Source organism: Caballeronia sp. GAFFF1 (genome assembly GCF_023630705.1).
Lineage (GTDB): Bacteria > Pseudomonadota > Gammaproteobacteria > Burkholderiales > Burkholderiaceae > Caballeronia.
The window spans coordinates 1-26,754 of record NZ_JALQEM010000042.1 but is presented as its reverse complement, the minus strand read 5'-3'; the positions used below and the strand labels follow the sequence as shown (position 1 = coordinate 26,754).

General features: G+C 61.2%; 25 protein-coding genes and 2 pseudogenes. 9 read left to right on the top strand and 18 right to left on the bottom strand.

The features are described from left to right. The first annotated feature begins 472 nt into the window (after positions 1–472). From NCR37_RS28465 to NCR37_RS27705, 3 genes are read left to right on the top strand one after another with little or no spacing between them, the layout of a single operon-like run. On the top strand, positions 473–595 hold the full coding sequence (locus NCR37_RS28465; protein WP_255775099.1) for a hypothetical protein: 123 nt from the start codon (positions 473–475) through the stop codon (positions 593–595). A 7-nt stretch (positions 596–602) separates the two neighbouring features. Continuing rightward, a complete protein-coding gene (locus NCR37_RS27710; RefSeq protein ID WP_250476016.1) occupies positions 603–1,343 on the top strand; it encodes a response regulator in 741 nt (246 codons plus the stop codon). Next, positions 1,340–2,683 carry a sensor histidine kinase gene (locus NCR37_RS27705; RefSeq protein ID WP_250476015.1) on the top strand — a complete coding sequence of 448 codons (1,344 nt, stop codon included), beginning with the start codon at positions 1,340–1,342 and terminating at the stop codon, positions 2,681–2,683. The genes NCR37_RS27710 and NCR37_RS27705 overlap by 4 nt, the downstream gene beginning before the upstream one ends. Positions 2,684–3,098: 415 nt before the next feature. Here NCR37_RS27705 and NCR37_RS27700 read toward each other — a convergent pair whose 3' ends face one another. Both NCR37_RS27700 and NCR37_RS27695 read right to left on the bottom strand, forming a co-directional pair. Next, positions 3,099–3,395, bottom strand: coding sequence for a DUF4148 domain-containing protein (locus NCR37_RS27700; RefSeq protein WP_250476014.1), 297 nt, complete (start codon positions 3,393–3,395; stop codon positions 3,099–3,101). Between the two features lie 162 nt (positions 3,396–3,557). Then, positions 3,558–5,327: a cytochrome c biogenesis protein DipZ gene (locus NCR37_RS27695; protein WP_250476013.1), complete on the bottom strand. Its 1,770-nt coding sequence runs from the start codon at positions 5,325–5,327 to the stop codon at positions 3,558–3,560. Between the two features lie 207 nt (positions 5,328–5,534). On the opposite strand from NCR37_RS27695, the gene NCR37_RS27690 reads away from it, so the two are divergent. Then, positions 5,535–6,098: a thioredoxin family protein gene (locus NCR37_RS27690; protein ID WP_250476012.1), complete on the top strand. Its 564-nt coding sequence runs from the start codon at positions 5,535–5,537 to the stop codon at positions 6,096–6,098. A gap of 61 nt (positions 6,099–6,159) precedes the next feature. On the opposite strand, the gene NCR37_RS27685 is transcribed toward NCR37_RS27690, so the two are convergent. From NCR37_RS27685 to NCR37_RS27675, 3 genes are read right to left on the bottom strand one after another with little or no spacing between them, the layout of a single operon-like run. After that, entirely contained in the window at positions 6,160–6,609 is a 450-nt protein-coding gene (locus NCR37_RS27685; RefSeq protein ID WP_250476011.1) for a hypothetical protein, read from the bottom strand. Next, complete coding sequence (locus NCR37_RS27680) at positions 6,590–7,255, bottom strand: M35 family metalloendopeptidase (protein ID WP_250476010.1); 666 nt, start codon at positions 7,253–7,255, stop codon at positions 6,590–6,592. The genes NCR37_RS27685 and NCR37_RS27680 overlap by 20 nt, the downstream gene beginning before the upstream one ends. Before the next feature lie 2 nt (positions 7,256–7,257). After that, positions 7,258–7,782: a PAAR domain-containing protein gene (locus NCR37_RS27675; RefSeq protein ID WP_250476009.1), complete on the bottom strand. Its 525-nt coding sequence runs from the start codon at positions 7,780–7,782 to the stop codon at positions 7,258–7,260. Between the two features lie 46 nt (positions 7,783–7,828). On the opposite strand from NCR37_RS27675, the gene NCR37_RS27670 reads away from it, so the two are divergent. After that, positions 7,829–9,079, top strand: coding sequence for a recombinase family protein (locus NCR37_RS27670; RefSeq protein ID WP_250476008.1), 1,251 nt, complete (start codon positions 7,829–7,831; stop codon positions 9,077–9,079). A 93-nt stretch (positions 9,080–9,172) separates the two neighbouring features. Here the strand turns inward: NCR37_RS27670 and NCR37_RS27665 are convergent. The 3 genes and pseudogenes from NCR37_RS27665 to NCR37_RS27655 all read right to left on the bottom strand — a co-directional run. After that, positions 9,173–9,310: pseudogene (locus tag NCR37_RS27665) on the bottom strand (DUF4236 domain-containing protein); the annotation flags it as partial. A 99-nt stretch (positions 9,311–9,409) separates the two neighbouring features. After that, positions 9,410–9,601, bottom strand: coding sequence for a hypothetical protein (locus tag NCR37_RS27660; RefSeq protein WP_250476007.1), 192 nt, complete (start codon positions 9,599–9,601; stop codon positions 9,410–9,412). A gap of 5 nt (positions 9,602–9,606) precedes the next feature. Continuing rightward, entirely contained in the window at positions 9,607–9,807 is a 201-nt protein-coding gene (locus NCR37_RS27655; RefSeq protein ID WP_250476006.1) for a hypothetical protein, read from the bottom strand. Here NCR37_RS27655 and NCR37_RS27650 point away from each other — a divergent pair. Beyond that, entirely contained in the window at positions 9,806–10,444 is a 639-nt protein-coding gene (locus NCR37_RS27650) for a hypothetical protein (RefSeq protein WP_250476005.1), read from the top strand. The two genes, NCR37_RS27655 and NCR37_RS27650, sit on opposite strands and share 2 nt — an antisense overlap. A 1,139-nt stretch (positions 10,445–11,583) precedes the next feature. On the opposite strand, the gene NCR37_RS27645 is transcribed toward NCR37_RS27650, so the two are convergent. The 3 genes from NCR37_RS27645 to hisD form a co-directional block, all read right to left on the bottom strand. After that, the gene (locus NCR37_RS27645) at positions 11,584–12,027 is read right to left on the bottom strand and encodes an acyl-CoA thioesterase (RefSeq protein WP_250476004.1); all 444 of its coding nucleotides are present in this window, start codon (positions 12,025–12,027) and stop codon (positions 11,584–11,586) included. Positions 12,028–12,092: 65 nt separating this feature from the next. After that, a complete protein-coding gene (locus NCR37_RS27640; protein ID WP_250476003.1) occupies positions 12,093–13,676 on the bottom strand; it encodes an arylsulfatase in 1,584 nt (527 codons plus the stop codon). A gap of 64 nt (positions 13,677–13,740) precedes the next feature. Beyond that, positions 13,741–15,048 (bottom strand): histidinol dehydrogenase, encoded by a 1,308-nt coding sequence (gene hisD, locus NCR37_RS27635; protein WP_250476002.1) that lies wholly within the window; start codon positions 15,046–15,048, stop codon positions 13,741–13,743. A 481-nt stretch (positions 15,049–15,529) separates the two neighbouring features. On the opposite strand from hisD, the gene NCR37_RS27630 reads away from it, so the two are divergent. Next, positions 15,530–17,134 carry an arylsulfatase gene (locus NCR37_RS27630; protein ID WP_350029103.1) on the top strand — a complete coding sequence of 535 codons (1,605 nt, stop codon included), beginning with the start codon at positions 15,530–15,532 and terminating at the stop codon, positions 17,132–17,134. A 73-nt stretch (positions 17,135–17,207) separates the two neighbouring features. Beyond that, on the top strand, positions 17,208–18,488 hold the full coding sequence (locus tag NCR37_RS27625) for an anaerobic sulfatase maturase (protein ID WP_250476001.1): 1,281 nt from the start codon (positions 17,208–17,210) through the stop codon (positions 18,486–18,488). Positions 18,489–19,041: 553 nt separating this feature from the next. Here the strand turns inward: NCR37_RS27625 and NCR37_RS27620 are convergent. The 5 genes from NCR37_RS27620 to kce all read right to left on the bottom strand — a co-directional run bounded on the left by NCR37_RS27620 (position 19,042) and on the right by kce (position 24,266). Then, on the bottom strand, positions 19,042–19,617 hold the full coding sequence (locus NCR37_RS27620) for a hypothetical protein (RefSeq protein WP_250476000.1): 576 nt from the start codon (positions 19,615–19,617) through the stop codon (positions 19,042–19,044). A 686-nt stretch (positions 19,618–20,303) separates the two neighbouring features. Next, positions 20,304–21,095, bottom strand: a complete 792-nt coding sequence (locus NCR37_RS27615) for an SDR family oxidoreductase (protein WP_250475999.1) — start codon at positions 21,093–21,095, stop codon at positions 20,304–20,306. A gap of 43 nt (positions 21,096–21,138) precedes the next feature. Beyond that, a complete protein-coding gene (gene fabG, locus NCR37_RS27610) occupies positions 21,139–21,879 on the bottom strand; it encodes a 3-oxoacyl-[acyl-carrier-protein] reductase (RefSeq protein WP_250475998.1) in 741 nt (246 codons plus the stop codon). Between the two features lie 22 nt (positions 21,880–21,901). Next, positions 21,902–23,251 carry an MFS transporter gene (locus NCR37_RS27605; protein WP_250475997.1) on the bottom strand — a complete coding sequence of 450 codons (1,350 nt, stop codon included), beginning with the start codon at positions 23,249–23,251 and terminating at the stop codon, positions 21,902–21,904. Positions 23,252–23,327: 76 nt separating this feature from the next. Next, a complete protein-coding gene (kce, locus tag NCR37_RS27600; protein ID WP_250475996.1) occupies positions 23,328–24,266 on the bottom strand; it encodes a 3,5-dioxohexanoate:acetyl-CoA acetone transferase in 939 nt (312 codons plus the stop codon). Positions 24,267–24,433: 167 nt separating this feature from the next. Here kce and NCR37_RS27595 point away from each other — a divergent pair, with 167 nt between their 5' ends. Continuing rightward, a complete protein-coding gene (locus NCR37_RS27595) occupies positions 24,434–25,459 on the top strand; it encodes an AraC family transcriptional regulator (RefSeq protein WP_250475995.1) in 1,026 nt (341 codons plus the stop codon). Positions 25,460–25,474: 15 nt separating this feature from the next. On the opposite strand, the gene NCR37_RS27590 is transcribed toward NCR37_RS27595, so the two are convergent. Next, entirely contained in the window at positions 25,475–26,356 is an 882-nt protein-coding gene (locus tag NCR37_RS27590; protein WP_250475994.1) for a LysR family transcriptional regulator, read from the bottom strand. A 319-nt stretch (positions 26,357–26,675) separates the two neighbouring features. After that, positions 26,676–26,754, bottom strand: a pseudogene (gene sdhB, locus NCR37_RS27585) (succinate dehydrogenase iron-sulfur subunit); the annotation flags it as partial.

Here is a 26,754-nt window from a genome sequence, read left to right as displayed (position 1 = left end):
GCGATGCACCGCCGACGACTGCGTATCCTGCGACGCGGGCGCGGTATCGTTGACTGCGGCTTGCGCGGCTCCCGCAAAAGCGCTGGCGGCGACGAACAAAGCGATGATCGAAGTTCTCATGATTGAGCTCCTTGAGGTTGAAAGTGACGACGCTCTTCAGGTGCCGGCCCGCGCTCACTTGCGTCGTCTGCACCGTCTGCTGCCGTGACGCCATTGAAACGCGCCCGTGTATCCGCCATGTTTCATGGAAGCGCCGTGTTCGAATCGCTCTGTATCGGGCCGCTTCCAGATACACGGCGATACAAACGCGGCGCCGCGCGCTTTGCTGCTTCATCGACGCATGAGCGACGCGTGCAACGCTATGTATCGTGCAAAGCCGCGGATACACTGCGATACAAAACGCGCGGCCCGCGTGTCCAAACCGCGCGCGTTCTGGGCTATAAAGCTTGCATCGTCAACGCTGGAGTCATCCGTGAAACGCATGCTGGCAATCGTCGCCTTCCTCGCGGGCGGACTGGCGGCCGAACTCGCGCACCCGGTGCAGTGCCTGTTGCTCACGCCCGCCCGGGTGCAATTCAAGCGCAAGAAGCCATGAGCGATCGATGGAAACCACCGACCACGTGCTGATCGTCGACGACGACCGCGGCATCCGCGAACTGCTCGCGACGTATCTGGAGAAGAACGGCATGCGCGTGTCGCTTGCCGCCAACGGCCGGCAGATGCGCGCCGTGCTCGAACAGGGCGCGCCGGATCTGATCGTGCTCGATCTGATGCTGCCGGGCGAAGACGGACTCGTGCTATGCCGCGAATTGCGCGCGGGCAAGTTCCGCTCCGTTCCGGTGCTCATGCTGACCGCGCGCAACGAGGAAGCCGATCGCATTCTCGGGCTCGAAATGGGCGCGGACGACTATCTGCCGAAACCGTTCGCCGTGCGCGAACTGCTCGCGCGGATGCGATCCGTCCTGCGCCGCACGCGCATGCTGCCGCCCGGCATGCAGGTGACGGAGACGGCGCCCGTGCTGGCTTTCGGCGACTGGCGGCTCGACACGACCGCGCGCCATCTGCTCGATGCCGATGGCACGATGGTCGCGCTCTCCGGCGCCGAATATCGCTTGCTGCGCGTCTTTCTGGATCATCCGCAGCGCGTGCTCACGCGCGATCAGTTGCTCAATCTGACGCAGGGCCGTCAGGCTGATCCGTTCGACCGCTCCATCGACCTGCTCGTGAGCCGCCTGCGTCAGCGCCTGAAGGACGAAGCGCGCGAGCCGCGCTACATCAAGACGCTGCGCAGCGAGGGCTATGTGTTCTCCGCCGCGGTGACGCCGCTCGGCGGTACGCCATGAGCGCGCGCATCGGGGTATCGGAGGACGCGCCGCGCGCAGCGGCCGCCTGGCTGCGCTTGCCGCGCACGCTCTTCGCGCGGCTCGCGGTCATCTTGCTGATCGGGCTCGCGGTGGCGCAGGCGGCCGCGTTCTGGCTCACCATGACCGAGCGCGACCGGAGCATGACGAACGTGATGACGGGCTACGTCGAGCGCGAAGTGGCGAGTTCGGTCGCCTTGCTCGATCACCTGCCGCCCGGCGAGCGCGCCGCCTGGCTGCCGCGGCTCGCGCGGCGCACGTACGATTTCATTCTCGGTCCGGGCGTGAGCGGCGCGCCGCCGGACGCCGCGTTGTCCGAGCGATTCGCGCAGTCGATCGCAGAGGGCATCGGCAAGCGTTATCCGCTGACGGCGAACGCCGTGCCCGGCCACGACGAACGGTTTCAGATCCACTTGCGCCTCTCCGACGGCTCGCCGCTCACCATCGACATGCGCCCGATGCAGGGCACGCCGCTGTCGAGCTGGCTGCCTTTCGTGCTCGCGTTGCAACTGGCGGTGGTGGTGGCGTGCTGCTGGCTCGCGGTGCGCCTCGCCACGCGCCCGCTCGCGCAACTCGCGCACGCGGCCGATACGCTCGGTCCCGATCTCAAGGGACAGCGCCTGCCCGAAGAAGGCCCGGACGAAGTGCTGCGCGCGGCGAAGGCGTTCAACGCGATGCAAGACCGCGTCGCGATGTACATGGCGCAGCGCATGCAGATACTCGCGGCCATCACGCACGATCTGCAAACGCCGATCACGCGCATGCGCCTGCGCGTGGACGTGATGGACGACAGCGCCACCGGCGCGAAGCTGCGGCAGGACTTGCAGGAGATGGAAACGCTCGTGAAGGAGGGCGTGACGTACGCGCGGACGCTGCACGGCACGCAGGAAGCGCCCGTGCGTATTGATCCGGACGCGCTCATCGAAAGCATCGTCGACGACTACCGCGACGCGAGAAAGAGCGTGTCGCTCGAAGGCCGCATCGGCCATGCGATGGTGACGCGTCCGCAGGCGTTGCGGCGCATCGTCGGCAATCTCGTCGACAATGCGCTGAAGTTTTCGGGCGCGGCGGAGATCGAGATGAAGCCGCTCGCTGATGGCCGCGCGCGCATCTCGGTGATGGATCGCGGACCGGGCATTCCGGAAGCGTCGCTCGAAGCGGTGTTCGAGCCTTTCGTGCGGCTGGAAAGCTCGCGCAATCGCGATACGGGCGGCACGGGACTGGGACTCGCTATCGCGCGGCAACTCGCGCGGGCGATGGACGCCACGTTGACGTTGCATACGCGCGAAGGCGGCGGTTTGGAAGCGCGGCTGGTGTTGTGAGTGGTGGTTTTACGGTGCGTGCTGCACGACTTGTTTCGTACGATGCGAGGGTCACGGGAAGTTTGAGCACGGCGGCGAGTGCTTGCGATCTTGCGGGCTATCGACGCGACGTTGACCTGCAATTGCGCGAAGGCGGCGGTTTGTAAGCGCCGCTAATTCTCTCAACGGCGGTTATGCGTTGCATGCTGCACGACCTGCTTTCGCGATGCGATGCTGGCGGAAAGCTCGGGCAATCGGGACACGAGCGACACGCCGGCGCTTGCAATCGCGCGGCAATTCGCGCGGGCTGTCAACGGCACCTTGGGTTTGATCCGCACGAAGGCGGCGGTTCGAAAGCGCGGCTGGTGTCGTATCGCGTGAAGGATCGGCGTTCCCACCGCGCAACCCCATCCGCGCGATACAAACGCCATGTGCGTCACGGACGCGCGTACAACCAGGCCAGCCCGATGACCTCACCCTGTCGTGCGCCCGTTTGCGACGCGCCGGCCGCTGCGCCGCCATATGCGGCATCGCCCGAATGCAGGCGTGCAAGCGCGGCCTCTATGTTCTTCGGATACTGCGAATGATCGCTTGCCGGGTTGTAGCCGGCCTGCTCCAGTTGCACGAGTTCGGCGCGCACTTGCGCGCGCGTGATGTCGTTCCCGCTTTGCGCAAAGGTAACGATGGGCGCGACGGCAAGCGCGGCGGCAGCAATCAGTTGCATGGCTTTCATAGTGTTCTCCGAAGGTCGAGAGGTTGGCTGCAAGACCGGAAGCGAATCGGCCTTGCTTGAGACGTATTGAAACGCGCGAACGTATCTGGCTTGTTTCCGCCCGCACTCCCCGGTGCAAGCGCATGTGTCATGCGCCGCGCCGGATACACAGCGATACAAACATCAGCCGAACGTGAACGCATAGGCTCGCGCCCCGCCGTCGAGAAACTCGATCTGGAACGTGCGGTCATCGACGGTCCCGCTCTGGCGCACGAGTTGATAGAGGCGCGCGGCATCGACGACGCCGTTGCCGTTCGCATCGACGTCCGCGCCGTGCGACGCGCCCGGGGCCGCGCCATCCACGGTCACGCGAAAGCGCACCGGCTTGCCGTCCGCGGCGGGCGCGAGCACGAGATGAAGATCGCGCGCATGAAAGCGATACGCGATGCGCGCATGCGACGCGACCGGCACGGCCGCCTCCGCGCCGATATTCCACTGCCCGCCGAGCGCCCATTCGTTCAGCGCGAGACGTGGCGGCAGCGCGTAGTCGGCGGCGGCATCGCGCACGACTTGCTGGCCGGGCGCCTGTCCTTCCGCCTCTCGATAGCCGACATACGTTTCGCTCGACGCCTCGTGCGCCGGATCGGCGGCCACTTGCGTCCCGCTCGCGACGACCGCCGGGCGCGCGCTCGCGTCCGGCGTCCGCGCAGCATCGCCGAGCAATTGGCGGATCACATGCTCGGCCTCCTGGTAGCCGCCCTCGCCGAAGTGGTGATAGCGAATACGCCCTTCCTGATCGACGATATAGAACGCCGGCCAATAGCGATTGCCGAACGCTTGCCAGATGCGGTAGTCGTTATCGACGGCGACCGGATACGACACGCGCAGATCCCGCAGCGCGCGCTGAACGTTGCCGGTGTCGTGCTCGAAGCCGAATTCCGGCGTGTGCACGCCGAGCACGACGAGTCCCTTGTCGCCGTATGCTTGCGACCACGTCCGCACATACGGCAGCGTGCGCAGGCAGTTGATGCACGAGTATGTCCAGAAGTTGACGACGACGACCTTTCCGCGCAATGCATCCCGCGAAAGCGGCGGCGAGTTGAGCCACTGCGTCGCGCCGTCGAGCGCGGGCAGCGCGCCTTGTACCGGCAGGCTCGCCGATGCGTCCGAGGACGACATCGCCACGCGCACGATGCGCGGCTTTTGCGCGTCGCCGCGCGACGGCGTGCGCGCGGACAAGAGCGCGACGAGCCGGCTTTCGATGCCATCGGTCGAGACGCCCTTAACGAGCGCGAGCACGCGCGTGTCGACGCCCGAAGCGATGGCGGCGACGGTCAGCAGCACGAGCGCGCCCATCGCCCGGCGCACATGCTCGCCGATGCCGAACGATCGCTTGAGGCCGTCGAGCGCGCGCTTGCCGAGCGACGACGCCACCGCGAGCGCGGCCGCCGCGCCTGTCGCATAGGCCGCGAGCGCCGCGCCGGTGTGCCAGCTCGCGCCGTTTAGCGCCGCGCCGGAGAGAATCGCGCCGAGTATCGGACCGGCGCACGGCGCCCAGAGCAGCCCGGTGGCCGCGCCGAGCAGCATCGCGGGAAGCATGCGGCGCGTTGCGCTTTGCGCCTGAGACCGCGCGATGAAGCGATCCGCCAGTGCGGAGAGCGGCAACGCGAGCCGCGCGGCGATGGCGGGAAAGAGCAGCGACGCGCCGAACAGCGCGAAAAGCCCGAGCGCGAGCCAGCGGCCGTACTCGCTCAACTGCGCCGCGCCCGCGAGGCCCGCCGCGCCCAGGCCGGTGACGAGCGTGAACATGCCGGCGAGGCCGGCGAGGAGCGGCAGGCGATCGGTGAGAAACGGCCGGTCGGTGCGTGCGAAGATGAGCGGCACGACCGGCAGAATGCAGGGACTGAGCACGGTGAACGCGCCGCCCAGAAAAGCCACGATGATCAGCAACATGAGACTGCCCTCCATGGAATGAGCGATGAGCGCTATTTCACGGCGGCCATGTATCGCGCGAATGTCCCGATCCTGGCGTTATGTATCGCAAGGTATCTGCGGCGCGCGGCGATACATGACGACGCGATTCGCTTCAACGCGGGACACAGTGCGGATACATCGGCGCGCTGCAATACGGGCTGACATCAACCATCGAGGAGAGTCACCATGTTCGGTCGTCTGAGAATTGCGGCAGTCGCGCTCGGCATCGCTGCGGCGGCGGGCTTTGCGGTGTTCGCGTCGAATGGCGCTTCGGCGCTTGGGTCCGCGGCTATCGCCAACGGAGAACCAGCGCCCGAGTTCGCGGGCATCGACAACTGGTTCAACAGCGCGCCGCTGCAGTTGAAGCAGTTGCGGGGAAAGGTGGTGCTCGTCGACTTCTGGACCTTCGACTGCATCAACTGCGCGCACACCCTGCCGTATATCAAAGAGTGGAACGCGCGTTATCGCGACAAAGGGCTCGTGGTAATCGGCGTGCATTCGCCGGAATTCGCATTCGAACGCGATACGGGCAATCTCAAGAAAGCGATTGCGAGCAACGGCATTACCTATCCGGTCGCGCAGGACAACCAGTTCGCGACGTGGCGCGCGTACGGCAATCAGTACTGGCCCGCGCTGTATCTGATCGATCAGAACGGCAAGCTCGTGTACACCCACTTCGGAGAAGGGCAGTACGCGCAGACGGAGGAGAAGATAAAGAGCTTGCTGGGGGGTGGGGAGAAGCGGGAGTGAGCGCAGATGATGCGCGAGCCGCCCAGAATCTCATTAGCGGCTCTCGCATGCTCCACTCTTTTCAGTCGCCAGACCGCTGACAGCAATTGTCCGGGCAGCCGGGACTTAGCTGCAAAGTAGCCGAATTTTCCTCTGGGAGATAGGTCGACGGGCTTCCGAAAGATCCGACTTCGCTCTTTACTTCAATTGGCGCTCGGATCAAACCCGCGTCCAACGCTGCTTTAGCCGTGTTCACGGCACGCCGGGACGCCAGCGCTTGGGGTGTGTCTTCATCGGGCGTCGCAGCGCCGTCGACCATTAACCACTGATGCAGCGGAAATCGCGCGTTCATGTCCACAGCCCAAGCGTTCAGGCGGGCTTTCTCCTCAACCGACGGCTCTGAGCTTCCCTTGCCGAAATGGACAATAAGATGCTGGGCAGGCATATTCAACGACCCGTTGCAAGCCGCTTCGCTGCAAGGCGAAATCGTCAGTCCGACAATGATTGTCCAATTAACCAATGCTTTCATCATAGACGACGAACCCCGCGAGAGAATCAGCGTTTCTTAATGCCAATACAGAGTTACGTTGCCCCCAAAGGGCCAATGGCGTCGATATCGAATACATCTCATCGGTACTGTCGAACGTATCGAGGAAATGCGTTACCTCGTGGATCAGCGTCGAGACGCGAGAATCGGCGAACATTTTGAAGTTGGAGAGCGTAGTGCAGAATTGGATGGCGATTGCAATTCTTCGAGTGTTGATGTTGGGCTTGCACACGTGCGCCGCTTCGCCATCCAGATTCTTCAAGTTGGGCGCGCAACCGAGCGAACGGTCCTCATCGGATAGTGAACGAATAAGATTAGTCGGTCTCAGATCGCCCAGGACCCGACTGACTTTCTCAAACCCGGCTATCAGATAGCGGCGACTAGGCTCATCGCTAGTTCCAAACCAATAAGTCATTCTCTCTTTGGTCTTCGCGTCGTAGCGCCTCAAATCAGCCAGCCGTCGCTCGACCAGGTCTTGCGAAGCTTTCAGCAGCTTGGCGGCGAGTTCACGGAACTCGCGGTCTGTCATATTGGGACAAATAGGCGTCGAATCGATGAAGACCGTGGCCGATGATTTCTCTACCGTGTTTGTCGTTGCGCTTGCTACTTCGAAATAGTCCTGGTTCGCCATGATCACGCACCTTCTACATGCAGCCGAAGCGTTTCGGGACCAGAGCCCGCGATCCGTTGGGTTCTGCCGAGCGCGTCTGTCGTTCCTTCAATTACTCGCCCCGACCCGCTAAGAATGCGATAGCGCCAACCTGCAAGCGGCTCGCCGCTCCGAGCGTCGCAGAGGACGAACTGCTCGTCGTAGGCTCTCGAGCCGTCCGATGAAGGCGACCATTCATCCTGGCTGACCGAGGACGACAGCAGAGCGTTTGATTCGTGTCCATACCACACACGCGGCTTCCCGCTTGTTGTCACGTGATTCGCTCCGCACGAACAATATACCTTGTCACCGTCAAGAATCATCGGCCTGCCATGATCGGTCGCGCGATAGCCGGAGGCAGCAATAGGAAAGACGCCTTTGCATTTCCCACAGGTAGCGGTGTCGCCTTGTACTGCGATTTTTCGCCCGCCATCGAAGCACTGAGATAGACACGCTATGACCCGCCCGCCAGTTATGGTCTCGTCGCCGTCGCATTTCGCACCGTTCATAGACTAGACTACAGAACGCGTTCTTCAACAAACGCGAGGTCTCAACATGGTGAGAACACACAGAGCGGCGGCGGCGCGGAACAGCGTCGGCGCGCGCGTCTATAGCTATCTGCGCTTCAGTAACGCGAAGCAGGCGGCCGGCGCGAGTATCGCGCGACAGCTTGACTACGCTGTCAAATGGGCTGCCGATCATGGCATGCAACTCGATACTACGCTTACGCTGAAAGACGAAGGTTTATCCGCGTTTCACCAAAAGCACATTGAGAAGGGCAACTTCGGCCTCTTCCTCAAAGCGATCGAAACCGGTATGGTGCCACCCGGTTCCGTTTTAATCGTCGAATCGCTCGACCGCATCTCACGCGCCGAACCGCTTATCGCATCGCATCAACTCTCTGGCATTCTGATCGCGGGTATTGAAGTCGTAATCGCTTCAGAGAACCAACGGCTCAACGCCGACGCGATCAAGAAACAACCGCACCTGCTATTCATGATGCTTGGCGGTCAACTTCGAGCGAATGAAGAAAGCGAGCGCAAAAAAGACCGTATCCTTGACGCAGCGCACCGAAACGCGCGAGCTTGGAGTGAAGGAATCAGCCGCAAACGCGCCGCTGTCGGCAAAGACCCCGGCTGGCTCAAGTACAACGCGCTAACCAACGAATTCGAAGTCGTACCCGAGTTCGCCACACCGATCCTGGCGATCATCGACTTTTTTCGCGCGGGCGCTTCCCTGCGTCGATGCTTCGCGCTGCTGCACGAAGCGGGTATTCCGTTGCCGCCGCCGAAGTTGGACGAACACGGCAACGTCAGGACGACCAGAAAGGGTAGCGTCATCAGCGGTCTGGCCAACGTCCGGCGAATCTATGAAATCATGGGAAACCGCGCGCTGATTGGCGAAAAAGAAATCACTGTCAGAGCATCCTCGTACTACGAAGAAGCAACCTACATTCTGCCCGGCTACTATCCGCCGCTAATGACTGAGGCTGAGTTTGAAGAACTGCAACAGTTGCGCAAACAGCGTGGGCGCGTCGCGAACTGGACTAGCAGAATCGTCGGTGTCGTTAGCGGCGTTGGCATCGCGAAGTGCATGCGATGCGGTTCGGCGATGTCGGGGCAGAACCAGCTCTCGCGCAGCCGCCGCGATGATGGGCGGCCACAGTTCGGCCACCGGCGCATTATCTGTCAGAACCGCGCGAAAGCGAGGCACACATGCACGACAAGCTCGGTCTCGATCGTGCCGATCGAACGCGCGATCATGGCCTATTGCAGCGATCAGATGAACCTCAAACAGAACCGATAGGACGACGACTGCGCGAAGCGACGGCGCGCTGCTATTGGCTGCCGGCGCGCTCGACCGTTTGCCGCTCGTCGTGCAACGCCAGCCCGTACCCAGAACGCTATAGGTCGTGCGACCGCTACGCGTGTTGTACGTGACGCCCTTTGCGCCGACCGACATACTCGTGCCGTCCTTGCTCAGATTGACGCGCACACCGGGCGCGACCTTGAACGACTTGCTAAAACTCCAGCCCATCTGACACCTCGCCTTATTCGGTTACGTCGGTCATCGCCGACAACTTCATATTGCTGTGATTACTTGTGTTCGTACATGCTGAACCGCAGTGCAAATACTCTAGAGTCTTCGCGCGGATTCGCAGACGTAATCCGCGACCTCCGCGAGCGTCATCGTTTGACGCATCACTTCGAGTTCCTGCCAATTCGCGCTGATGTACCAACCGGCTTTGGCCGGCACGTCGATGCCGTCGCGCTTCATCTCTGCAAGCTCGGCGCGCAGTTCGGTGACGATTTTTGCTGTGCCTGTCATATGCGTTAGTGCAATGTGTTGATCGGTGTCTGCTCGACCCAAAAGCGGCCGTAGTACGTTGACGACGATTGGCCGACCTTGTAGGGCTTGCCGCCGTTCGCAGCAACGTGCGCGTCGATCAGCATGTAAGGGTTTGCGTCGTCTTCGACGATCTGATCGAACTTCGGATACTTGCCACGCATATCGGTGATCGTTACTCGCTTCATGCTGCGCTCCAATTCAGCTTTCTTGCCACTCGATACGCATCACGCGTATCGCCGCCGCGCTGAGCGCGACGCCACCGCTGATCGGTGCGTCATCGCGAAGCGCGTCGTGGCTGAGTTCAAGCAGATCGATCGTTTGATAATCGAAGCGATGCGAAAAGACTGCGGTCACTTCGCACAGCACTTTCCACCACACACGACCATATTCATCGTGTTCGCGTTTAGTGACGAGCGTGAAGCGAGCGCCGATTCGGATTTTGTCCATACTGAATCCCTAAGGGTTGGTTCTGTTCACAGCGGTCATCACCGCCGAACTGAATATTGTCAAGACGAGACCCGAAAGCACACGACTTCAGCAGTGCAAACGCTCAAGATTCCCGCTTCAGCTGGGATTGACAAACGTATGGCTGACCGTTTAGCGATAGTTTTTTCTCGCTTGAACCTTGCTAAATGTTTGCTAATGTTCAATGGCCGTTCGGTCGTAGCGGACCCTTCGCCGAGCGCCGAACGTCATCGTTTCCCGTTAGCAACGGTTTTTTTGCGGCCCGTCATCGTGATCTATCGCGAAGTTCGTTTTCCGCCTGAATTAACGGGAGGGCACTGCTATGTGCGCTTCAGACCGAACGTTGAAACTCGCTAATGTTCTTCTTCGCGCTGCGGAATGCCGCCGTCTGGTTCCGTATCCGCGGCTGCATGAGTTCTTTATTCGCGGGGAGAACCTTTCTTACAGATATGGCATGCTTTTCGATGCGGCACAAACGATTGCGGACTGCAAGGAACTAGACTACGGCTGCACGATGGCCCTAGACAACGGTCTGCCCAACGACGACTTTTTTCGTCGATTTCGAGCACTGCGCCGGGCTGAATATGACCATTACATGGGAGTCGGTTCGGCGGGCGGTTCGATACTTAGGAAGAGGGCTCTGGTCAGCGTTGAGCGACAGCGCGTGTTCGAGCACGCTGATCGCAATTCAGCGGGCTCTCGTATTGAACACTGTGTGCTTACGCGGTAACTGGGGGTATTCGGGGCTGCCTAGGCGTATGGTCGCCGCCCACGATGCGGATGAGGCCCGGGATAGAGCACATCGCACCGCTCGTTCGAGCAGCAGCTACGTGTCGGGCAGCCCGCAATCTCCGATGCGAGGCCGGTCACGCCGCCCGCATCGCGAGCATGCGACTTCAAGCTGCGTTGCGTGCTGTGCCACGTCGCCGAGACTGATGGCTTCGTTCGCCATTTACATCGTCTGTTTCACATTGACGCCGTACCGATTAGTTCTTACTGGCGGTCGGGGCGTAGTGCCGCCGGCAGCTGACCTTGGTTTCCGCGCGCAGTTGCCGGCGTACAAACGAAGCTGCCCGGTGCCATCGTCAAGGGTTATGTCCGCGTCCAACACGAGGTCGGGCCGGCGCTGCGCTGGCGACCTGGACGACGTGCGAAAACGACTCGTGCATGGGGTCGCCTTGACGTGAGATCAACTTGGTACGGTCGCCGATCTTGCGCACGAGACACTGGTGGCCGTCATATTTACACGGGCAGGCTGTGCGGTGTTGCCTCTCCATGCTGGTGGCTCGCTGCGACATCGGGGTCCGCGGAATGCCGGCTCCGGCAAGTGTCGGTCACTCGACCTAGCAGGGAGATTGTCAACAAACTCGCATAGTTTGTGTATTGTTCCATCAGTCGGTGAATGCACGCCGGCGCAATGGGAGTTCAACATGAAGTGCCGTGGCGGATCCCTACAGTAAGTAAAGACGGCATCTTCTGCTTTGCGGCCTGCCGCGTCACGCGGGTATCGGTTCGAGCGGCGCTAGCGCCGCTCGCATGCCCTCCGATAGGGCCTTCGGACGCCGACCCTTTCGATCCACATATACGTGCACAAAATGCCCTTGCGCCGCGGGTGAAACGCTGCCTTCCCTAAAGAGCCCGATCTCGTAGCGCACGCTCGACGTGCCGACTTTCGACACACGCAAGCCTGCCTCGACGCCATCCGGAAACGCGAGAGATTCAATGTAGTTGCACTGCGTTTCCACCACGAGACCGATCACATCGCTCGTGCCGAAGTCGAGCACGCCCTGGCGCAAAAGGTACTCGTTCACCACCGTGTCGAAGTAGCTGTAATACACCACGTTATTAACATGGCCATACACATCGTTGTCCATCCAACGGGTAGGGATCGTCAGAAAGTGACGATATGCCCCTCGCTCGTGCAAAGTTGGTTTGCTCATGGAATCGTTGATTGTTTAACGAAGTGGCCTGCGATACGGCCGGTGCGTGCCACGCGCCGCCGCTATTACTTGAACTCGTCGGGAATGGCGAGGTAACGGCCTTCACCAGCCGGGACATACGGCACGTTCGGATGCGTCTTTAGTTCGCTGAAGAACCGCGTCATGACCGGCACGAAGAACAGCCCGATCCAGCCATTGTCCTGCCCGCTGTACCGGCCCGGCGAGGTCTGGTTGCCGCCCGTGGGCATTGCGCCGTTGAATGCCATGTCGAACTGCTCGCGCGGGTCCCACTGAAGGTCATAGATGGCCGGCGCTTTCAGCGGGCGTTGCGGGCCGAGCCACGTATCCTGCGCAGTGTAGAGCGCCTTGAAGTTCTTCACGCGCACGCCGCCGAACGTCTGGCCGGAGAAGTAGATGAAGCTCGTCCTTTTGCCCGGTCCCTTGCCGAGAAGCGAGTCGCTCAAATCTACGCCGTCGAAGATGATCGGCTTGCCCTCGTTGTCCTTCGACTCGTGGGCCGGCGGCTGTTCGCCCGTTAGCGCCGCGAAAGTCGGCCACCAGTCCATGTGCGAGAACATGTCGGTGTTCACTGAACCCGGCTTAATGTGCCCCGGCCACCACGCGATGGCCGGCACGCGGAAGCCGCCTTCGAACGGCGTGCCCTTTTCGCCGCGAAACGGCGTGTACCCGGCGTCGGGCCATGCGTCCACCCACGCGCCGTTGTCTGTCGTCCAGACCACGAGCGTGTTATCGGCGATACCCGCATCGCGGATGGCCTGAAGAATCTGGCCGCTGTTGTCGTCCATCTCCATCAGCGAATCGAGATATTTGCCGCCGCCCGGCGACTTGCCTTTCCAGCGCGGCGACGGGTTGTTCGGATTATGCAGCTTCAGGAAGTTGAGATACATGAAGAACGGATGATCGTCCTTCGCGTGCGCCGTAATCCAATTCACGGCCGTGGCGCGCATGTCGTCGTCGGCGGTCGCGAGGTCGTCGTAGGTGAATCTCGGCTTCACCACGCGAACCGGCTGGCCGGCCTTTTGCTCCAGCATCGACACGTTCACGCTGCTCCACGCCTTCTGGAAGTCGGCGTCTTGCGCGGGCCAGTTCGGATGCAGCTCGCGATTCTCGTACGCATACACCCCGGCATAGTACGCGAGCTCGTTGTACATCTCGTCGAAGCCGTTTGCCGTCGGATAGTTCTGCGGCTTGTCGCCGAGGTGCCACTTGCCGAGCTGCACCGTCGTGTAGCCGACCTTCTTCAGGAATTCCGCGATGGTTGGCGTCCGTTTCGTGAGACCGTTCGGGTCGCCCGGCACGAGCACCGACGAAAGCGACGTGCGGATCGGCAGCCGTCCCGTGATGAACGAGGCGCGCCCCGCCGTGCAGCTCGCCTGCCCGTAGTAGTTCAGGAAGCGCTCGCCTTCGGCCGCCATGCGGTCGAGGTTCGGCGTCGGCGCGCCGCGCATGACGCCGCCGCCGTAGCTGCCGAGGTCGCCCCAGCCCACGTCGTCGGTCATGATCACCACGATGTTGGGATGTGTATCCGTTGCCGCCCGCGCCTGCGCGCCGCTTCCGAGCGCCATGCAGGCGGCGAGCAATACGCGCGCAGCCGAAGCCGCCCGCGCGATCGGTCCAAACGATTTCATTCTTCTTTCCTCCTCGCCAGATGGCACGCATCAAGAAGCGTGCGCCGGGTGCTTTCCTCTGAGATCAGACCGCGATGCCCGCGTACGGCACGTGCTTGTGCCCGTAGCGGCGCACGCGCAGGTTGGCCTGCTCGCCGTGCCCCGCGAAGCCTTCCAGCGCGCACAGACGCGAGCAGTATTCGCCGATCATGGCGGACGCTTCGTCGGTGAGGACGCGCTGATACGTGCACGTCTTCAGAAACTTGCCGACCCACAGCCCGCCCGTATAGCGCGCGGCTTTGCGCGTGGGGAGCGTGTGGTTCGTGCCGATCACCTTGTCGCCGAACGAGACGTTGGTGCGCGGACCTAGGAACAGCGCGCCGTAGTTCGTCATGTTGGCGAGGAAATAATCTGGGTCGCGCGTCATCACCTGAACGTGCTCGAAGGCGATTTCGTCGGCAATGCGCACCATCTCTTCTTCGCTTTGCGCGACGATGACTTCGCCGTACTTCTCCCACGACTTGCTTGCGATGTCCGCGGTCGGAAGAATTCTCAGCAGACGTTCGACTTCCGCCATAGTCTCGCGTGCGAGCTTTTCCGAGTTCGTGAGCAGAATGGCGGGCGAGTCGGCTCCGTGCTCCGCCTGGCCGAGCAGGTCGGTCGCGCACATTTCGCCGTCGACGGTTTCATCGGCAATCACGAGCGTCTCGGTCGGACCCGCGAAGAGGTCGATACCTACGCGGCCGAAGAGCTGCCGCTTCGCTTCGGCCACGAATGCGTTGCCGGGTCCGACCAGCATGTCGACGGGCGAGATGCTCTCCGTGCCGAGCGCCATCGCGCCGATTGCCTGAATGCCGCCGAGGCAGTAAATTTCGTCCGCGCCCGCCATGTGCTGGGCCGCGACGATAGCGGCAGCGGGCTTGCCATGAAACGGCGGCGCGCACGTCACGACGCGCGGCACACCGGCCACCTTTGCGGTGATGACGGACATGTGCGCCGAAGCGAGCAGCGGATACTTTCCGCCCGGCACATAGCAACCCGCCGCGTTCACCGGTAAATTCTTGTGGCCGAGCACGACTCCGGGCAGCGTCTCGACTTCAATGTCGCGAATCGATTCCCGCTGTTGGCGCGCGAAGTTTTTCACCTGCTTCTGCGCGAACTCAATGTCGGCAATGTCGCGCGCCGACAACTGCGAGAGACACTGATCGATCTCCCCCTTCGACAGACGATAGTCTTCGCGATCCAGCTTGTCGAAGCGCACCGACAGTTCGCGCACCGCCGCGTCGCCGCGCGCTTCAATATCGGCGAGGGTCGTCTCGACCGTCTCGCGAACTTCCCGTGCCGCTGCTTTCAGGACTTCCACTTCCGCGCCACGTTTGAGCCACGTTGCCATTAACCCTCCTCACGGTTCAAGTTTGGTTGCTCGATAGGGTGCTAGCGCTTGGCGCTGCGCACGTCCGGCGCTAACGTCGACATCAATCAGTGCAATGAGTGTCGGTCAAACCAGACGTGTCTCATGTACGCACTGCCTCGATCGTCCGCTGCCGGGGTCTCGACGAGACGCCCGCAGCACGAAGCATAGGCGTGGGGGGCACAGGACAATCCCCCTCAAAAAAGGGGGGGCCTTCGCGAGCTGCCATGACTCAAAATCGAACCGTATTGTCCGCAAGCGACCGCAAGCGACGCTTGCTTAGCATCGTCGTCTGCTGCAAAGCGGTCTGCTGCAAAGCGTTGGCGTTACGACCGGCGTTCCGATAACAAATCGAGCTTTGGCATTCAATGAGCCGTTTACTACACTCAATGCACCGCGATAGCCTGCCTTCACGCCGATTAGAAACCAAGTGGCGCCGGGTTCACCCCTTCGGAGGTCGAGCATGAGCAGTTGGTCAATGGTGAAACACCGAACCCTCGCGCTCGTATCGGCAGTTGCGACGGCTTGCACCGCAGCAACTCCAGTTCTCGCTCAGACGCCTGGACAGAAACCGAACATAATCTTGCTGGTGTCGGACGACACTGGGTGGGGTGACTTGGGCGTCTATGGCGGCGGAGAAGGACGGGGTGCGCCGACACCGAATTTGGATCGGATGGCACGCGAGGGAATGCAATTCTGGGACTTTTATGGGCAGCCCAGTTGCACGCCGGGACGCGCGGCAATGCAGACTGGTCGCCTTCCCAACCGCAGCGGCATGACGACCGTCGCGGCACCCGGACAGGGCGGAGGCTTGCCGAAGGGCGAGGTCACGGTCGCAGACGTGCTCAAAAGCGCTGGGTATTCAACCTTCTTCGTGGGTAAGTGGCATCTCGGCGAAGCGGGCTACGCTATGCCGACGGCGCACGGTTACGATCAGATGAAGGACGTCCTTCTTTATCACCTTAATGCCTACACGTACGGCGATCCTCAGTCAAACCCTGATTGGCCACCTTCCATCCCCAAGCCCGTTTTGATTGGCGAACTCGAGGGTGTCGCGGGACAGCCGTATAAAGAGGTGAGAAAAATAGGCGTCGCTGACATACCGACTCTCGACGACGGCATCGAGACAGCGTCCAGAACCTATATCAATGCACATGCAGGCGATCGCACGCCTTTTTTCATGAGCATCAATTTCACCAAAAACCACCAGCCCACTCTTCCCGCGCCGGAGTTCGCGGGCAAATCGCAGGTTAAGACAAAATATGGCGACTCAGTTGTCGAACTGGATACTCGTGTCGGCCGCATCCTTGACACGATTCGTCAAGCAGGAATCGCCAATAACACGCTAGTGTTCTATACGGTCGACAACGGCGCATGGCAGGACGTCTATCCAGATTCGGGATGGACGCCGTTCCGTGGGACGAAAGGCACCGACATGGAAGGAGGTAGTCGAGTGCCGGCCATCGCTTGGTGGCCAGGACACATTTCCCCGGGGGGAACGTCATGGGACATATGCGGCGGCCTGGATCTAATAGCCACTTTCGCTGCCGTGGCCGGAACGAGTTTGCCCACGAAAGACCGTGAAGGGAAGCCTACGACCTTTGATAGTTACGATCTATCACCGGTCCTCTTCGGGACCGGCAAGTCAAAGCGGAACTTCTGGATATACCAAACGGAGGACGAGCTCGCTCCGGGTGCAATCCGCGTAGGCAAGTTCAAGGCCGTTTTCAATCTGCGCGGCGATTACCCGCCGTTCTCGGACGAGAGCCACACAGGTTGGCGCGGACCGGAACGGTACGTCGCGACGGTGCCGCGTCTGTATGATCTGCAGTCGGATCCCGGTGAGCACTACGATATTTTCATGACCAACTGGACCGAGAAGAGCTGGACTATGCCGGTTTTTGACGCCGTAATGAAGCAAGTACTGGAGAGCTACGAGAAATTTCCGCCGCGCGAAGCGCAAAGCCTCTCGTACACCGGGCCCATCCGCCTATCTCAGTATCAGCGGCTGGAAGCGTTGAGGCAGCGGCTTCAATCGCTACAACGCGGCTCCGCTGCCGCCGATTAGCAAACTCGGATCACCGAGTCTGTGAGAATGCAAATCGGGGCACGCACCACGGATACGACACGAGAAAACAACGATGCGCGAGTATATGAATGCGGTCCCCGTTCAGTTCGTCAAGTCGGGCGCAAGAGCTTCGAAAGAACCGTCTCCGCCCGATCGGAAGGGGCGATTCCATGCGATGGCGAAACCCATAGGGTCAACTTGCAACATAGACTGCACTTATTGTTATTACTTGCACAAGGAGCACCTGCTCCATCAGCAACGAGGGAGACGTATGGAGCTCTCGATGCTGGAGCGATACATCAAACAATATATTGAGGCGCAAAACGGCGACGAGGTGGTCTTTTCCTGGCAGGGCGGTGAACCGACAATGCTCGGCTTGCAGTTCTTCAAGGACATTGTGGCGTTGCAGGATCGATACAAGCCGGAAGGCCGACGTATCGAGAACGATCTCCAGACGAACGGGACCTTGCTCAACGACGACTGGTGCCAATTCCTCAAAGAGCATCGCTTCCTCGTCGGGGTAAGCATTGATGGCCCGCGCGACCTCCATAATATCCATCGCGTCAATCGAAAGGGCGCACCGACGTTCGATGATGTCATGAGTGGCGTTGAATTGCTGAAGAAGCACGGTATTCCGTTCAACACTCTGACCGTGGTCAACAGACACAACGCGACACGGCCGATCGATGTCTACAGGTTCCCGCGTGATGTTGTGGGATCGACTTATATGCAGTTCATCCCGTGCGTCGAAGCGAAGGATTTTCGTGAAGTAGCACCACAGCATTGGCCGCTGAATAGTATGCCAATCATCGGATCGGATGCCGCTCGTCCAGGGAATCCCGACTCTGTCGTCACCGATTGGTCAGTGGACCCCGCCGACTGGGGCTACTTTCTCTCTCGTACCTTCGATGAATGGTACCAAAAGGATGTAGGAAAGGTTCTCGTCAATCTGTTTGAGACAGCTGTCGTTCAATCGATGGGATTGTCGGCTCAACTATGCGTTACGGCAGAATTCTGTGGGAAGGCAATCGCGATTGAGCATACCGGCAGCGTGTACTCCTGTGACCACTATGTCTATCCGGAGTATGAACTAGGAAATATCGTCGATGTGCATATTGGCGAACTGGCCTTTTCTGCTCGGCAGCAAGCGTTCGGCTATTCGAAAGCGAAAGCGCTACCGCGCTATTGCCGCGATTGCAGGTATCTTGCGCTTTGCTGGGGTGAATGTCCGAAGAACCGGTTCCTGCGGACGCCCGAGGACGAACCCGGACTGAACTACCTGTGCGTTGGCATCAAGAAGTTTCATGCTCACGCAGGGCCTCGAATACGACAGCTCGCGGCGCGGCTACGTTGACGCGCGACCATCAGTTTCTACCGGCTCGCGTGATGCCGCCACGCATCAAATCGAGGCTATTGCACGGAGAAGACGTGGAAGAACTCGACGGTGCTGCTTAGGACTGGTTGCTGCAGGCTGGCTGCCTGCTTGAATAGAGCGTCGCCCAGACAGCGGCTGACTACGCAAATGAGAGCAATAATCTGCTGAACCCAGCGGCGTCGTTCAACGTTCCGAACTGCTTCACGCCGAGCGTCGTCGGAGCACGGGCCCATATCAACAATGCATTACTAAGGCCTGCGATGCCTTTGGGCCCGAATGCAGTTGTCGGGGTCCCAGAAAGCCTCCGGCTGACGGTTCCTATTAGCACGCGGCTCAGCCCGGGCGGAGCGTACGCGTCGGGACTTGGTGATCTAACGCCTTCGATATATTCCTGCTGTCACAGTAGGAACAGAAACACCAAAGTCATCAGCGGCCGTAAATCCATGCGCGTCGGGTTCTAGTGGACGAGCTTCCTAAAGGTCCTCTAGATAGTTGATCCGGGTCTCCGTAGCACATGCTGGTCTCCAATCGATCAAGGTTGGAAGTGTTCGCGCGCCGGGTCGCCGTCCTCACGGCGCCGGCCGCTTTGCGGATGACGCAGCCAGCCCGCAGGCTCGCCTTGGCCGTTCCATGCTTCGAGCGCGCGTCGCGCGTCATCGCGATTGCGATAGTAGTACGCGTCCCGATGGCCGTATGCGTGAACGTCGGCGGCAATCGCGACCATCCACGTATTGATGACCTGTATCGCTGCAATTCGTCCATCGTTGAGGATCTTGAAGGGGCGCTCGTATCCCATCGCAAGAAGATCGTCGTCTGAGGCGTTGCCGAAGAATGCGGGGGTCAACGTGTCGAACGTCGAAGCGATCTTCGGCTCGACCGGTGCAAAGCCGTCGAAGCGGGCAAAGCCGTTTTCGTACGCGAGCTTAGCTTCATCCCATCGCCCGCAGCTATCTCGATAGAACAGGCGGAACGGCCGCACGATGATAGGCGCAAGGTCTTCGTCGATAATTCGCGCTATATCGTTGGCCACGCTGCGATCGCCGGCAAGATTGCGGTCGACTAAACATAGAAATTCGCCGACGACGAAAAAGTAATAGCGCGCTTTCATGCTGATCTCTCTTGGCGAGATGAAGCGAACGAACGTATCCTAGACGCCGGGAAACGCAGCACGATTCTAACGTCCGCCTAACGAGCAACGCGTAGCCTAAAGGGTTTTTACTGATCCGCCGCCGCGTATAATTTGCGCTCGCGTTCGGCGGTCTACGAACGGAGCGATATAGAGTCGCGAATAACTGCTTTGCTCATGGCCGCTGCTGTCCCAATGTCGCGATGTTAATTTTGCGGCCCTCTGGTGGAACGCGTTGGCTTCGCCGTGCTCTGACCTGCCCTAATGCAAGACAAACCGGGATAAAGAGAACTTTAGTCATAACCACTGAGTGCCGTAGCGTTAGGCGCTGGCATACTTCCTACCAGTCGACGCACTAAGAATTTGCCTCTAACTTCCGATCAACGTCGAGTCGATCAGTTCGCCCGCCCAAAAACCTATCGACTCCTAACGATACGTCTCGAGCGCTACTAAGGCCGCCCTCCCTCTGGCCGTCTTGACGTGACTGGGAGGCGGAATCGCTAGGTTAACGTGGTTACTATTCGAAGTGTGTGCCAATTCGTCATTGCGATAGGCACCGGTTTTCTGGTCGGCGCGGCGGCGTTTAGCGACCGCCATCGCGCTGACGCTATCCACTGCGATGAACGGTGCATCCCGCAGAAAACGCGCTAAAGCAACAACACCCCACCTCACAAATACTCCACGTTCCCGTCCACGCTAATAGCCTGCCCCGTGATATTCCCCGCCGCCGGCGACGCAAGAAAAAGCGTCATCGCTGCAATGTCTTCGACCGTCACCATGCGGCGCAGCGATATCTTCTTCAGATACTCCTCGCGCATGGCATCGAACGGAACGCCGACCGACTGCGCGCGCGCTGCGATCACGCGATCCATTCGCTCGCCCTGGACCACGCCGGGCAATATCGCGTTGACGCGGATGTTGCTCGGGCCGAGCTCGATGGCGAGCGACTTCATGAGTCCCACCAGCGCCCACTTCGTCGCGGCATACGGCGTGCGAAACGCATAGCCGAGCCGCCCCGCCACCGACGCCATCGTGACGATGCTCGCCCGCTCCGACGTCTCTTTGAGAAGCGGCACCGCCTTGCGCAAGAAGTAGAACTGGCTGTTGAGATTGGTCGTGACGGTGCGCTCCCATTGCGAGGGATCGAGCTCTTCTACCGGCCCCGTCGGACCCGCGATGCCCGCGTTGTTGATGAGCACGTCGAGGCCGCCAAGCGCGGCGCGCGCTTCGTCGATGACCTTATCGACCTGCTGGGGATCGCTCACGTCGGCCACGCAGCCATGCAGCGACGCGTGCGTGGCCGTGAAGCGTTCGACCGCCGCGGCATCCACATCGCAGATGAAAACGTGCGCCTGCGTCTCCAGAAAGGCTTGCGCGATGCCCGCGCCGATGCCCGACGCCGCGCCGGTAATGAGGACGCGCAAGCCCGGCTGCGGTTTCAGAAGTTCGAATGTGTTCATGTTCAGGTGGGACCATGCGGTAGCGCGCGGCCGTCTGGAAGCATCACAGCGTCATGCCGCCGGATACCTCGATGACCGCGCCGTTGATATAGCTCGCTTCGTCGCTTGCGAGGAAGGCGTAGACGTTGGCGACTTCTTCAGGACGCCCCAGCCGTCCGAGCGGCACTTGCGCGCGCATCTTGCCGAGCACGTCGTCGGGGATGGTCGACAGAATCGGCGTCTCGACAAAACCCGGCGCGACCGCGTTCACGCGAATGCCCTTCGGCCCGAGCTCGCGGCTCCAGGTCTTCGTAAAGCCGATCACGCCGAACTTGGATGCCGCATAGTTGGTCTGCCCGAAGTTGCCGTAGATGCCGACCACCGAACTCGCGTTGAGAATCACGCCCGAGCCTTGCGCGATCATGCCGTCCACCACCGCCTGGCTGGCATGGAACACGGCGCGAAGATTCACGTCGATGACCGCATCGAACTGCTCGATGGTCATCTTCTGCAGACGCGCATCGCGCGTGATGCCCGCGTTGTTCACGAGTACGTCGATTCGGCCGTGCCGCTCGCGCACGGCGGCGATCATTGCATCCACGCTGTCACGGTCGGACATGTCGACGCGAAAGGCCGAAGCCTCGGCGCCTGCCTCGCGGCATTGCGCGATCACGTCCTTCGCGGCTGAGTCGTTGATATCGCACGCGACGACGATCGCGCCTTCGCGCGCGAACTTCAATGCCGTGGCCGCGCCGATGCCCTGTCCCGCGCCCGTGATGATCGCTACTTTGTTCTGGAGTCTCATCGTTGATATGTTCTCGTGTCAGTCAGGAGTGGATGGCCGCCTTGCCATTGCTCATTGCCGACGCCGCGCCCGCTTCGCGCCGGATCGCTCGCGCGAAGACCGGCACGAGCGCGAGCCCGAGCACCGAGGCCACGACGATCACGAGGAAGCCGGAATCGCTGCGCCCCGTGACTGTCTCCGTCATGCCGAACAGATACGGTCCGACGAATCCGCCGATGAGCCCGATCGTATTGATGAACGCGAGGCCCGCCGCTGCCTGAATGCCTTGCAGCCGCTTCATCGCGATGGCCCAGTACGAAGGGAGGACGCCGCCGCCGAAGAACGCCGTGACCGCGAGCAATGTCATGCGCGCCGCCGGATGGGCCGTCGCCACGAACGTACAGGCGCCCGCGACGAGCCCAGCCGTGAGTATGCCCAGATACACACAGTCGTTGCCATAGCGACGATGGATGCGCGGCAGGATCAGCACGCCCAGCAGAAAGCCCACGCCCACGCTGCTCGACAGCAGCCCGACGATGAACGGCGAGTTCACGTGCATCTGATGAATCATCGCGGGCGTGAAGAAGTACAGCCCCACGAAGGCAACCTGATTCAGGAAGTAAATCAGGCCGATGAGCACCGTCGTCGGCCGCTTGAGCGCGGCGAGCCAGTCCGCCGACGTCAGCTCCGGGTGCCCGTGCGTGTCGATGACCGCGCGCGCTTCGAGCGCTTGCGCTTCATCGGACGAGAGCCAGCGCGCATTGTGCGGACGCTCCGGCAGCTTGAAGTACAGCAGCACGCCCGCGAGCACGCTCGGGATGCCTTCGATCATGAACATCCACTGCCAGCCATGCAGGCCGCCGATGCCGCCCAACTGCATCAGCGCGCCGCCGATCGGATTGCCGAGCACCAGCGCGAGCGCCGGCGCCGTGTAGATCCAGCCCACCGCGATAGGCCGGTCAGCGGGCGCGAACCACAGCGTCACCATGTACATGAGCGCGGGAAAGAGCCCCGCTTCCGCGATGCCCAGAAGCACGCGCAGCACATAGAACGACCACTCGCCCTGCACGAACATCATTGCGGTAGAAAGAATGCCCCAGCTCACCGCAATCCGCGCGATCCAGCGGCGCGGCCCCACGCGATGCGCCGCGAGATTGCTCGGCACTTCGAGCAGCGCATAGCCGATGAAGAAGATGCCCGAGCCGAGGCCGTACGCGGCCGCGCTGATGCCCACGTCGGCGGCGAGTTGCACCTTCGCGAGCGCCACATTCGTGCGGTCGAGAAAGGACATGAAATAGATCGCGCACATGAGCGGAATGAGCCGCAGCATCGCCTTGCGCGTCGCGGCGCGATGGATCGCGTCGACCGTGTCGTTGAGAGCGCCGGTGTTCATGTTGTCTCCTGAAAGAATGGCTGCCGTTGTTATGTGTTGCTTTAGGCAGGCCGTGTGGAATCGATAACTGCGTTGATCAGAGCGTGACGTGATCGCGTCCTTTGAGGCCGAGCATTGCACGCGCGTCGGCGGGCGTCGCGATTTCGAACGACAAGTCTTCGAGGATGCGGCGGATTTTCCTGACCTGCTGCGCGTTGGATTCGGCCTTCACGCCCTTCGCGAGATAGATGCTGTCTTCCAGCCCGACGCGCACATTGCCGCCGAGGATGGCGCTCATCGTGACGAGCGGCATTTGATGACGTCCCGCGCCGAGCACCGAGAACAAGTAGTTCTCGCGGCCGAACAAGCGATCCGCGGTGGCGCGCATCACGGTCATGTTCTCCGGGTCCGGGCCCATGCCGCCGAGAATGCCGAACACCGACTGGATGAAGAACGGCGGCTTGACGAGCCCCTGATCCACGAAATGCGCGAGATTGTAGAGATGCCCGAGGTCGTAGCATTCGAATTCGAAGCGCGTGCCCTTGCCGCCCAGTTCGAGCAGGATGTGCTTGATGTCCTTGAAGGTGTTGCGAAAGATCATGTCTTCCATGCCTTCCACGTAGCCCTTTTCCCATTCATAGCGCCACGTCGAGATCTTCGACGCGAGCGGATGAATCGAGAAGTTCATCGAGCCCATATTGAGCGAGCACATTTCGGGGGCTGCTGCGAGCGGATACGCGAGCCGTTCTTCGAGCGTCATGCGCGTGCTGCCGCCCGTCGTGATGTTGATGACCGCATCCGTCGCCCCGGCGATAGCGGGCACGAACTGCCTGAAGATGTCGGGGCTCGGCGTGGGGCGTCCGTCGATGGGATCGCGCGCATGCAGATGGATGATCGCGGCGCCCGCTTCGGCGGCTTCTATCGACTGCGTACGGATATCGTCGGGCGTGAGCGGCAAATGCTCCGACATCGAGGGAACGTGCGTTGCGCCCGTGACGGCGCACGAAATGATGACCTTGCGGCCCGGATTGCTCATGATGCTGTCCTCGTCTCCATGCCTGAATCGTCGCTTGACTCATGCGGCCGCGCTTCGCGCAACGGCGGCTTGTGACACTGATGTTATTGAGTTAGCATCCGGCCCGAAAGGTCATTTCCGGACAGGCGAAAGTCCTGCGAGGACATAGCGAATCCAGCGAGCAAGTCATGGCGACGATCCGGCCCCCACTGAACGAACGCATGTACGCGCCGTACAAGATCGCGGCGCTGGTCGAGGTGCTGGCGGAGCAGGGCATTGCGCCCGCCGACAGTCTGCGCGGCACGGGCGTGAGCGTCGAGGCGTTGCAGGATGCGTCCGTGCTCACGTCCATCGGTCAGTACGCGACCGTGTGCAGGAACGCGATCTCGCTGTCGTGCGATCCCGCGACGCCGTTCAAGGTCGGCAGGAAGCTGCATCTATCGGCTTACGGCATGTATGGCTATGCGCTCATGTCCTGTCTCTCGCTGCGGGACTACTTCAAGCTGGGCGTGAAATATCATCGGCTCGCTACGCCTACGGTTGCCATCGAATGGACCGAGTATCCGGACCGCATGGTCTGGACTTTTCCCGACGCGTTCATCTCCAGTCCGTCGCGCGAGTTGCGGGAGTTCATCATCGAGCAGCAGTACACGCAGCACGTCACGCATCTGCAGGATGTCGCGGGCGGGCTGTGTCCGCCGGTGAAGGCATGCTTCTCCTACGCCGCGCCCCCGCATGCGGACATTTACACCGAATATCTCGGCTGTCCTTGCTACTTCGAGCAAGCGCAATGCGAGCTGATCTACGACAGCGCGATTCTCGATCGCAAGCCGCAGCTCGCGCATCAGCTCACGGCGTCGCTCTTGCAGGAAACGTGCGACAGGCTCATCGGTCAGGCGAAGACATCGAGCGGTGTCGCGGGCGAGGTCTATCAGATACTGATGAGTACGCCCGGCGTCTTTCCCGGCATGGAGGCCACGGCCGAGCAGATGCACATGACGACGCGCACGCTGCGGCGGCGTCTGCAAGCGGAAGGCACGTCGTTTCTTGCGATCGTCGACGATGTGCGCCGCTCCCTCGCGCTCGAGTATCTGAAGACGACGAAGATGAATACCGACGACGTCGCCATGCTGCTCGGCTTCAGCGACACGGCGAACTTCCGTCGTGCGTTGAAACGCTGGACGGGCAAGGGACCGGGCGAACTTCGAAAATAACGTTCGTCGTGCTTATTATGTCGCAGCGTCCTTCAACGCCTCGCGTACATGCCGCACGAAGCGGGCCGTGACCGCGTTTTCTTTCGCCGATGGCCACGCCAAACCCACGCGCCACTTCGCATGTTTGCCGTTCAGCGGCACGACGGTTGCATCGCGTAGCAAATGCTGCGCGCGCGACGGGATAAACGCGACGCCCACGCCCGCCGCAACGGATGTCAGCACCGATTGCACGTCTTCCGCGTGCTGCGTGACGTGCGGCACGAAACGCCGCTCGCCGCACCATCGGTCGATCTGCGCCGCGAGGCCCGGACCGCGTGCGCGCGACAACGCGATAAACCCGATGTCATTGAGCACGCCGAGGTCCGGCGGAAGGCGCTTGTAGCGGCTATCGGCGGGCATGGCGAGCGCGAGACCTTCGTCGATCACTCTGAACGATGTCAGTCCGCTCGCCGCCGGCAGACGCATGAAGCCTGCATCGAGCTTGCCCGCGAGAATGCGACGGCTCTGCTCCGACGATGAAAGATCCGAGAGCGTAATCGCCACGCCGGGATGCTGCCGGCGAAAGTCCGCAATGAGCCGCGGCACGAGCGTGAGCACGGAAAGACAAATGCCGATGCGCAAATGACCGGTTCTGCCGCTGCTGGCATCGCGCGCGCGGGCGAGGATATCGTCGGCGTCGCGCATCAGCGCCTGCGCGTCCGGCAGAAACGCTTCGCCGAAGAGCGTCAGCTCCGCCCCATGCCTGCCGCGTTCAAACAGCTTGCCGCCGAGGCTCGCTTCCAGCGCGCCGATCTGCTTGCTGAGCGCGGGCTGGCTGAGGTGCAACGCCTCCGCCGCGCGGCTGAAATGGCGCAGTTCCGCCACCGCGAGAAACGTCTTCAACAGTCTCAGTTCCATTCGACTCCGTTATCAGATGCGGAAAATCATTCATTTTACAAATCGAACGCGGAATCGTTGAATGAGGGCTCGAAATGAACTCAAGGAACGGACATGACATCTCGCACGACCGTGCGTGGTCGCGCTGCGCGTCGCGGCAACGAAACACAAGCTGAAACGCCAGAGGTGAAAGATACGCTGAAGGCATCGTCTCGACCGCCGCGTTATCGGGCGGTCGAGAGCGAAGTAGAGGACAGACCCGCGACCGGATCGATCGCGTTGAGCTTCGCGGTAGTCAGACGCGGCCCGCGATGAGCCGCGAGCCAGAACGATGCGTGTCTTAAACCGCCCGCCGCACCAGCATTTCCCTGATCTTGCCGATGGCCTTCGTCGGGTTGAGTCCCTTCGGGCACACATCG

Excerpts from the sequence above, each read along its gene's own strand:
- NCR37_RS27595 (WP_250475995.1), top strand. The coding sequence starts at position 24,434 with ATGGCGACGATCCGGCCCCCACTGAACGAACGCATGTACGCGCCGTAC.
- NCR37_RS27695 (WP_250476013.1), bottom strand. The coding sequence starts at position 5,327 with ATGTTGCTGATCATCGTGGCTTTTCTGGGCGGCGCGTTCACCGTGCTC.
- hisD (WP_250476002.1), bottom strand. The coding sequence starts at position 15,048 with ATGGCAACGTGGCTCAAACGTGGCGCGGAAGTGGAAGTCCTGAAAGCA.
- NCR37_RS27605 (WP_250475997.1), bottom strand. The coding sequence starts at position 23,251 with ATGAACACCGGCGCTCTCAACGACACGGTCGACGCGATCCATCGCGCC.
- NCR37_RS27680 (WP_250476010.1), bottom strand. The coding sequence starts at position 7,255 with ATGGCGAACCAGGACTATTTCGAAGTAGCAAGCGCAACGACAAACACG.
- kce (WP_250475996.1), bottom strand. The coding sequence starts at position 24,266 with ATGAGCAATCCGGGCCGCAAGGTCATCATTTCGTGCGCCGTCACGGGC.
- NCR37_RS27625 (WP_250476001.1), top strand. The coding sequence starts at position 17,208 with ATGCGCGAGTATATGAATGCGGTCCCCGTTCAGTTCGTCAAGTCGGGC.
- NCR37_RS27640 (WP_250476003.1), bottom strand. The coding sequence starts at position 13,676 with ATGAAATCGTTTGGACCGATCGCGCGGGCGGCTTCGGCTGCGCGCGTA.
- NCR37_RS27675 (WP_250476009.1), bottom strand. The coding sequence starts at position 7,782 with ATGAACGGTGCGAAATGCGACGGCGACGAGACCATAACTGGCGGGCGG.
- fabG (WP_250475998.1), bottom strand. The coding sequence starts at position 21,879 with ATGAGACTCCAGAACAAAGTAGCGATCATCACGGGCGCGGGACAGGGC.
- NCR37_RS27705 (WP_250476015.1), top strand. The coding sequence starts at position 1,340 with ATGAGCGCGCGCATCGGGGTATCGGAGGACGCGCCGCGCGCAGCGGCC.
- NCR37_RS27685 (WP_250476011.1), bottom strand. The coding sequence starts at position 6,609 with ATGATGAAAGCATTGGTTAATTGGACAATCATTGTCGGACTGACGATT.
- NCR37_RS27660 (WP_250476007.1), bottom strand. The coding sequence starts at position 9,601 with ATGACAGGCACAGCAAAAATCGTCACCGAACTGCGCGCCGAGCTTGCA.
- NCR37_RS27620 (WP_250476000.1), bottom strand. The coding sequence starts at position 19,617 with ATGAAAGCGCGCTATTACTTTTTCGTCGTCGGCGAATTTCTATGTTTA.
- NCR37_RS27590 (WP_250475994.1), bottom strand. The coding sequence starts at position 26,356 with ATGGAACTGAGACTGTTGAAGACGTTTCTCGCGGTGGCGGAACTGCGC.
- NCR37_RS27690 (WP_250476012.1), top strand. The coding sequence starts at position 5,535 with ATGTTCGGTCGTCTGAGAATTGCGGCAGTCGCGCTCGGCATCGCTGCG.
- NCR37_RS27645 (WP_250476004.1), bottom strand. The coding sequence starts at position 12,027 with ATGAGCAAACCAACTTTGCACGAGCGAGGGGCATATCGTCACTTTCTG.
- NCR37_RS27670 (WP_250476008.1), top strand. The coding sequence starts at position 7,829 with ATGGTGAGAACACACAGAGCGGCGGCGGCGCGGAACAGCGTCGGCGCG.
- NCR37_RS27710 (WP_250476016.1), top strand. The coding sequence starts at position 603 with ATGGAAACCACCGACCACGTGCTGATCGTCGACGACGACCGCGGCATC.
- NCR37_RS27630 (WP_350029103.1), top strand. The coding sequence starts at position 15,530 with ATGAGCAGTTGGTCAATGGTGAAACACCGAACCCTCGCGCTCGTATCG.
- NCR37_RS27650 (WP_250476005.1), top strand. The coding sequence starts at position 9,806 with ATGCTGCGCTCCAATTCAGCTTTCTTGCCACTCGATACGCATCACGCG.
- NCR37_RS27615 (WP_250475999.1), bottom strand. The coding sequence starts at position 21,095 with ATGAACACATTCGAACTTCTGAAACCGCAGCCGGGCTTGCGCGTCCTC.
- NCR37_RS27655 (WP_250476006.1), bottom strand. The coding sequence starts at position 9,807 with ATGAAGCGAGTAACGATCACCGATATGCGTGGCAAGTATCCGAAGTTC.
- NCR37_RS27700 (WP_250476014.1), bottom strand. The coding sequence starts at position 3,395 with ATGAAAGCCATGCAACTGATTGCTGCCGCCGCGCTTGCCGTCGCGCCC.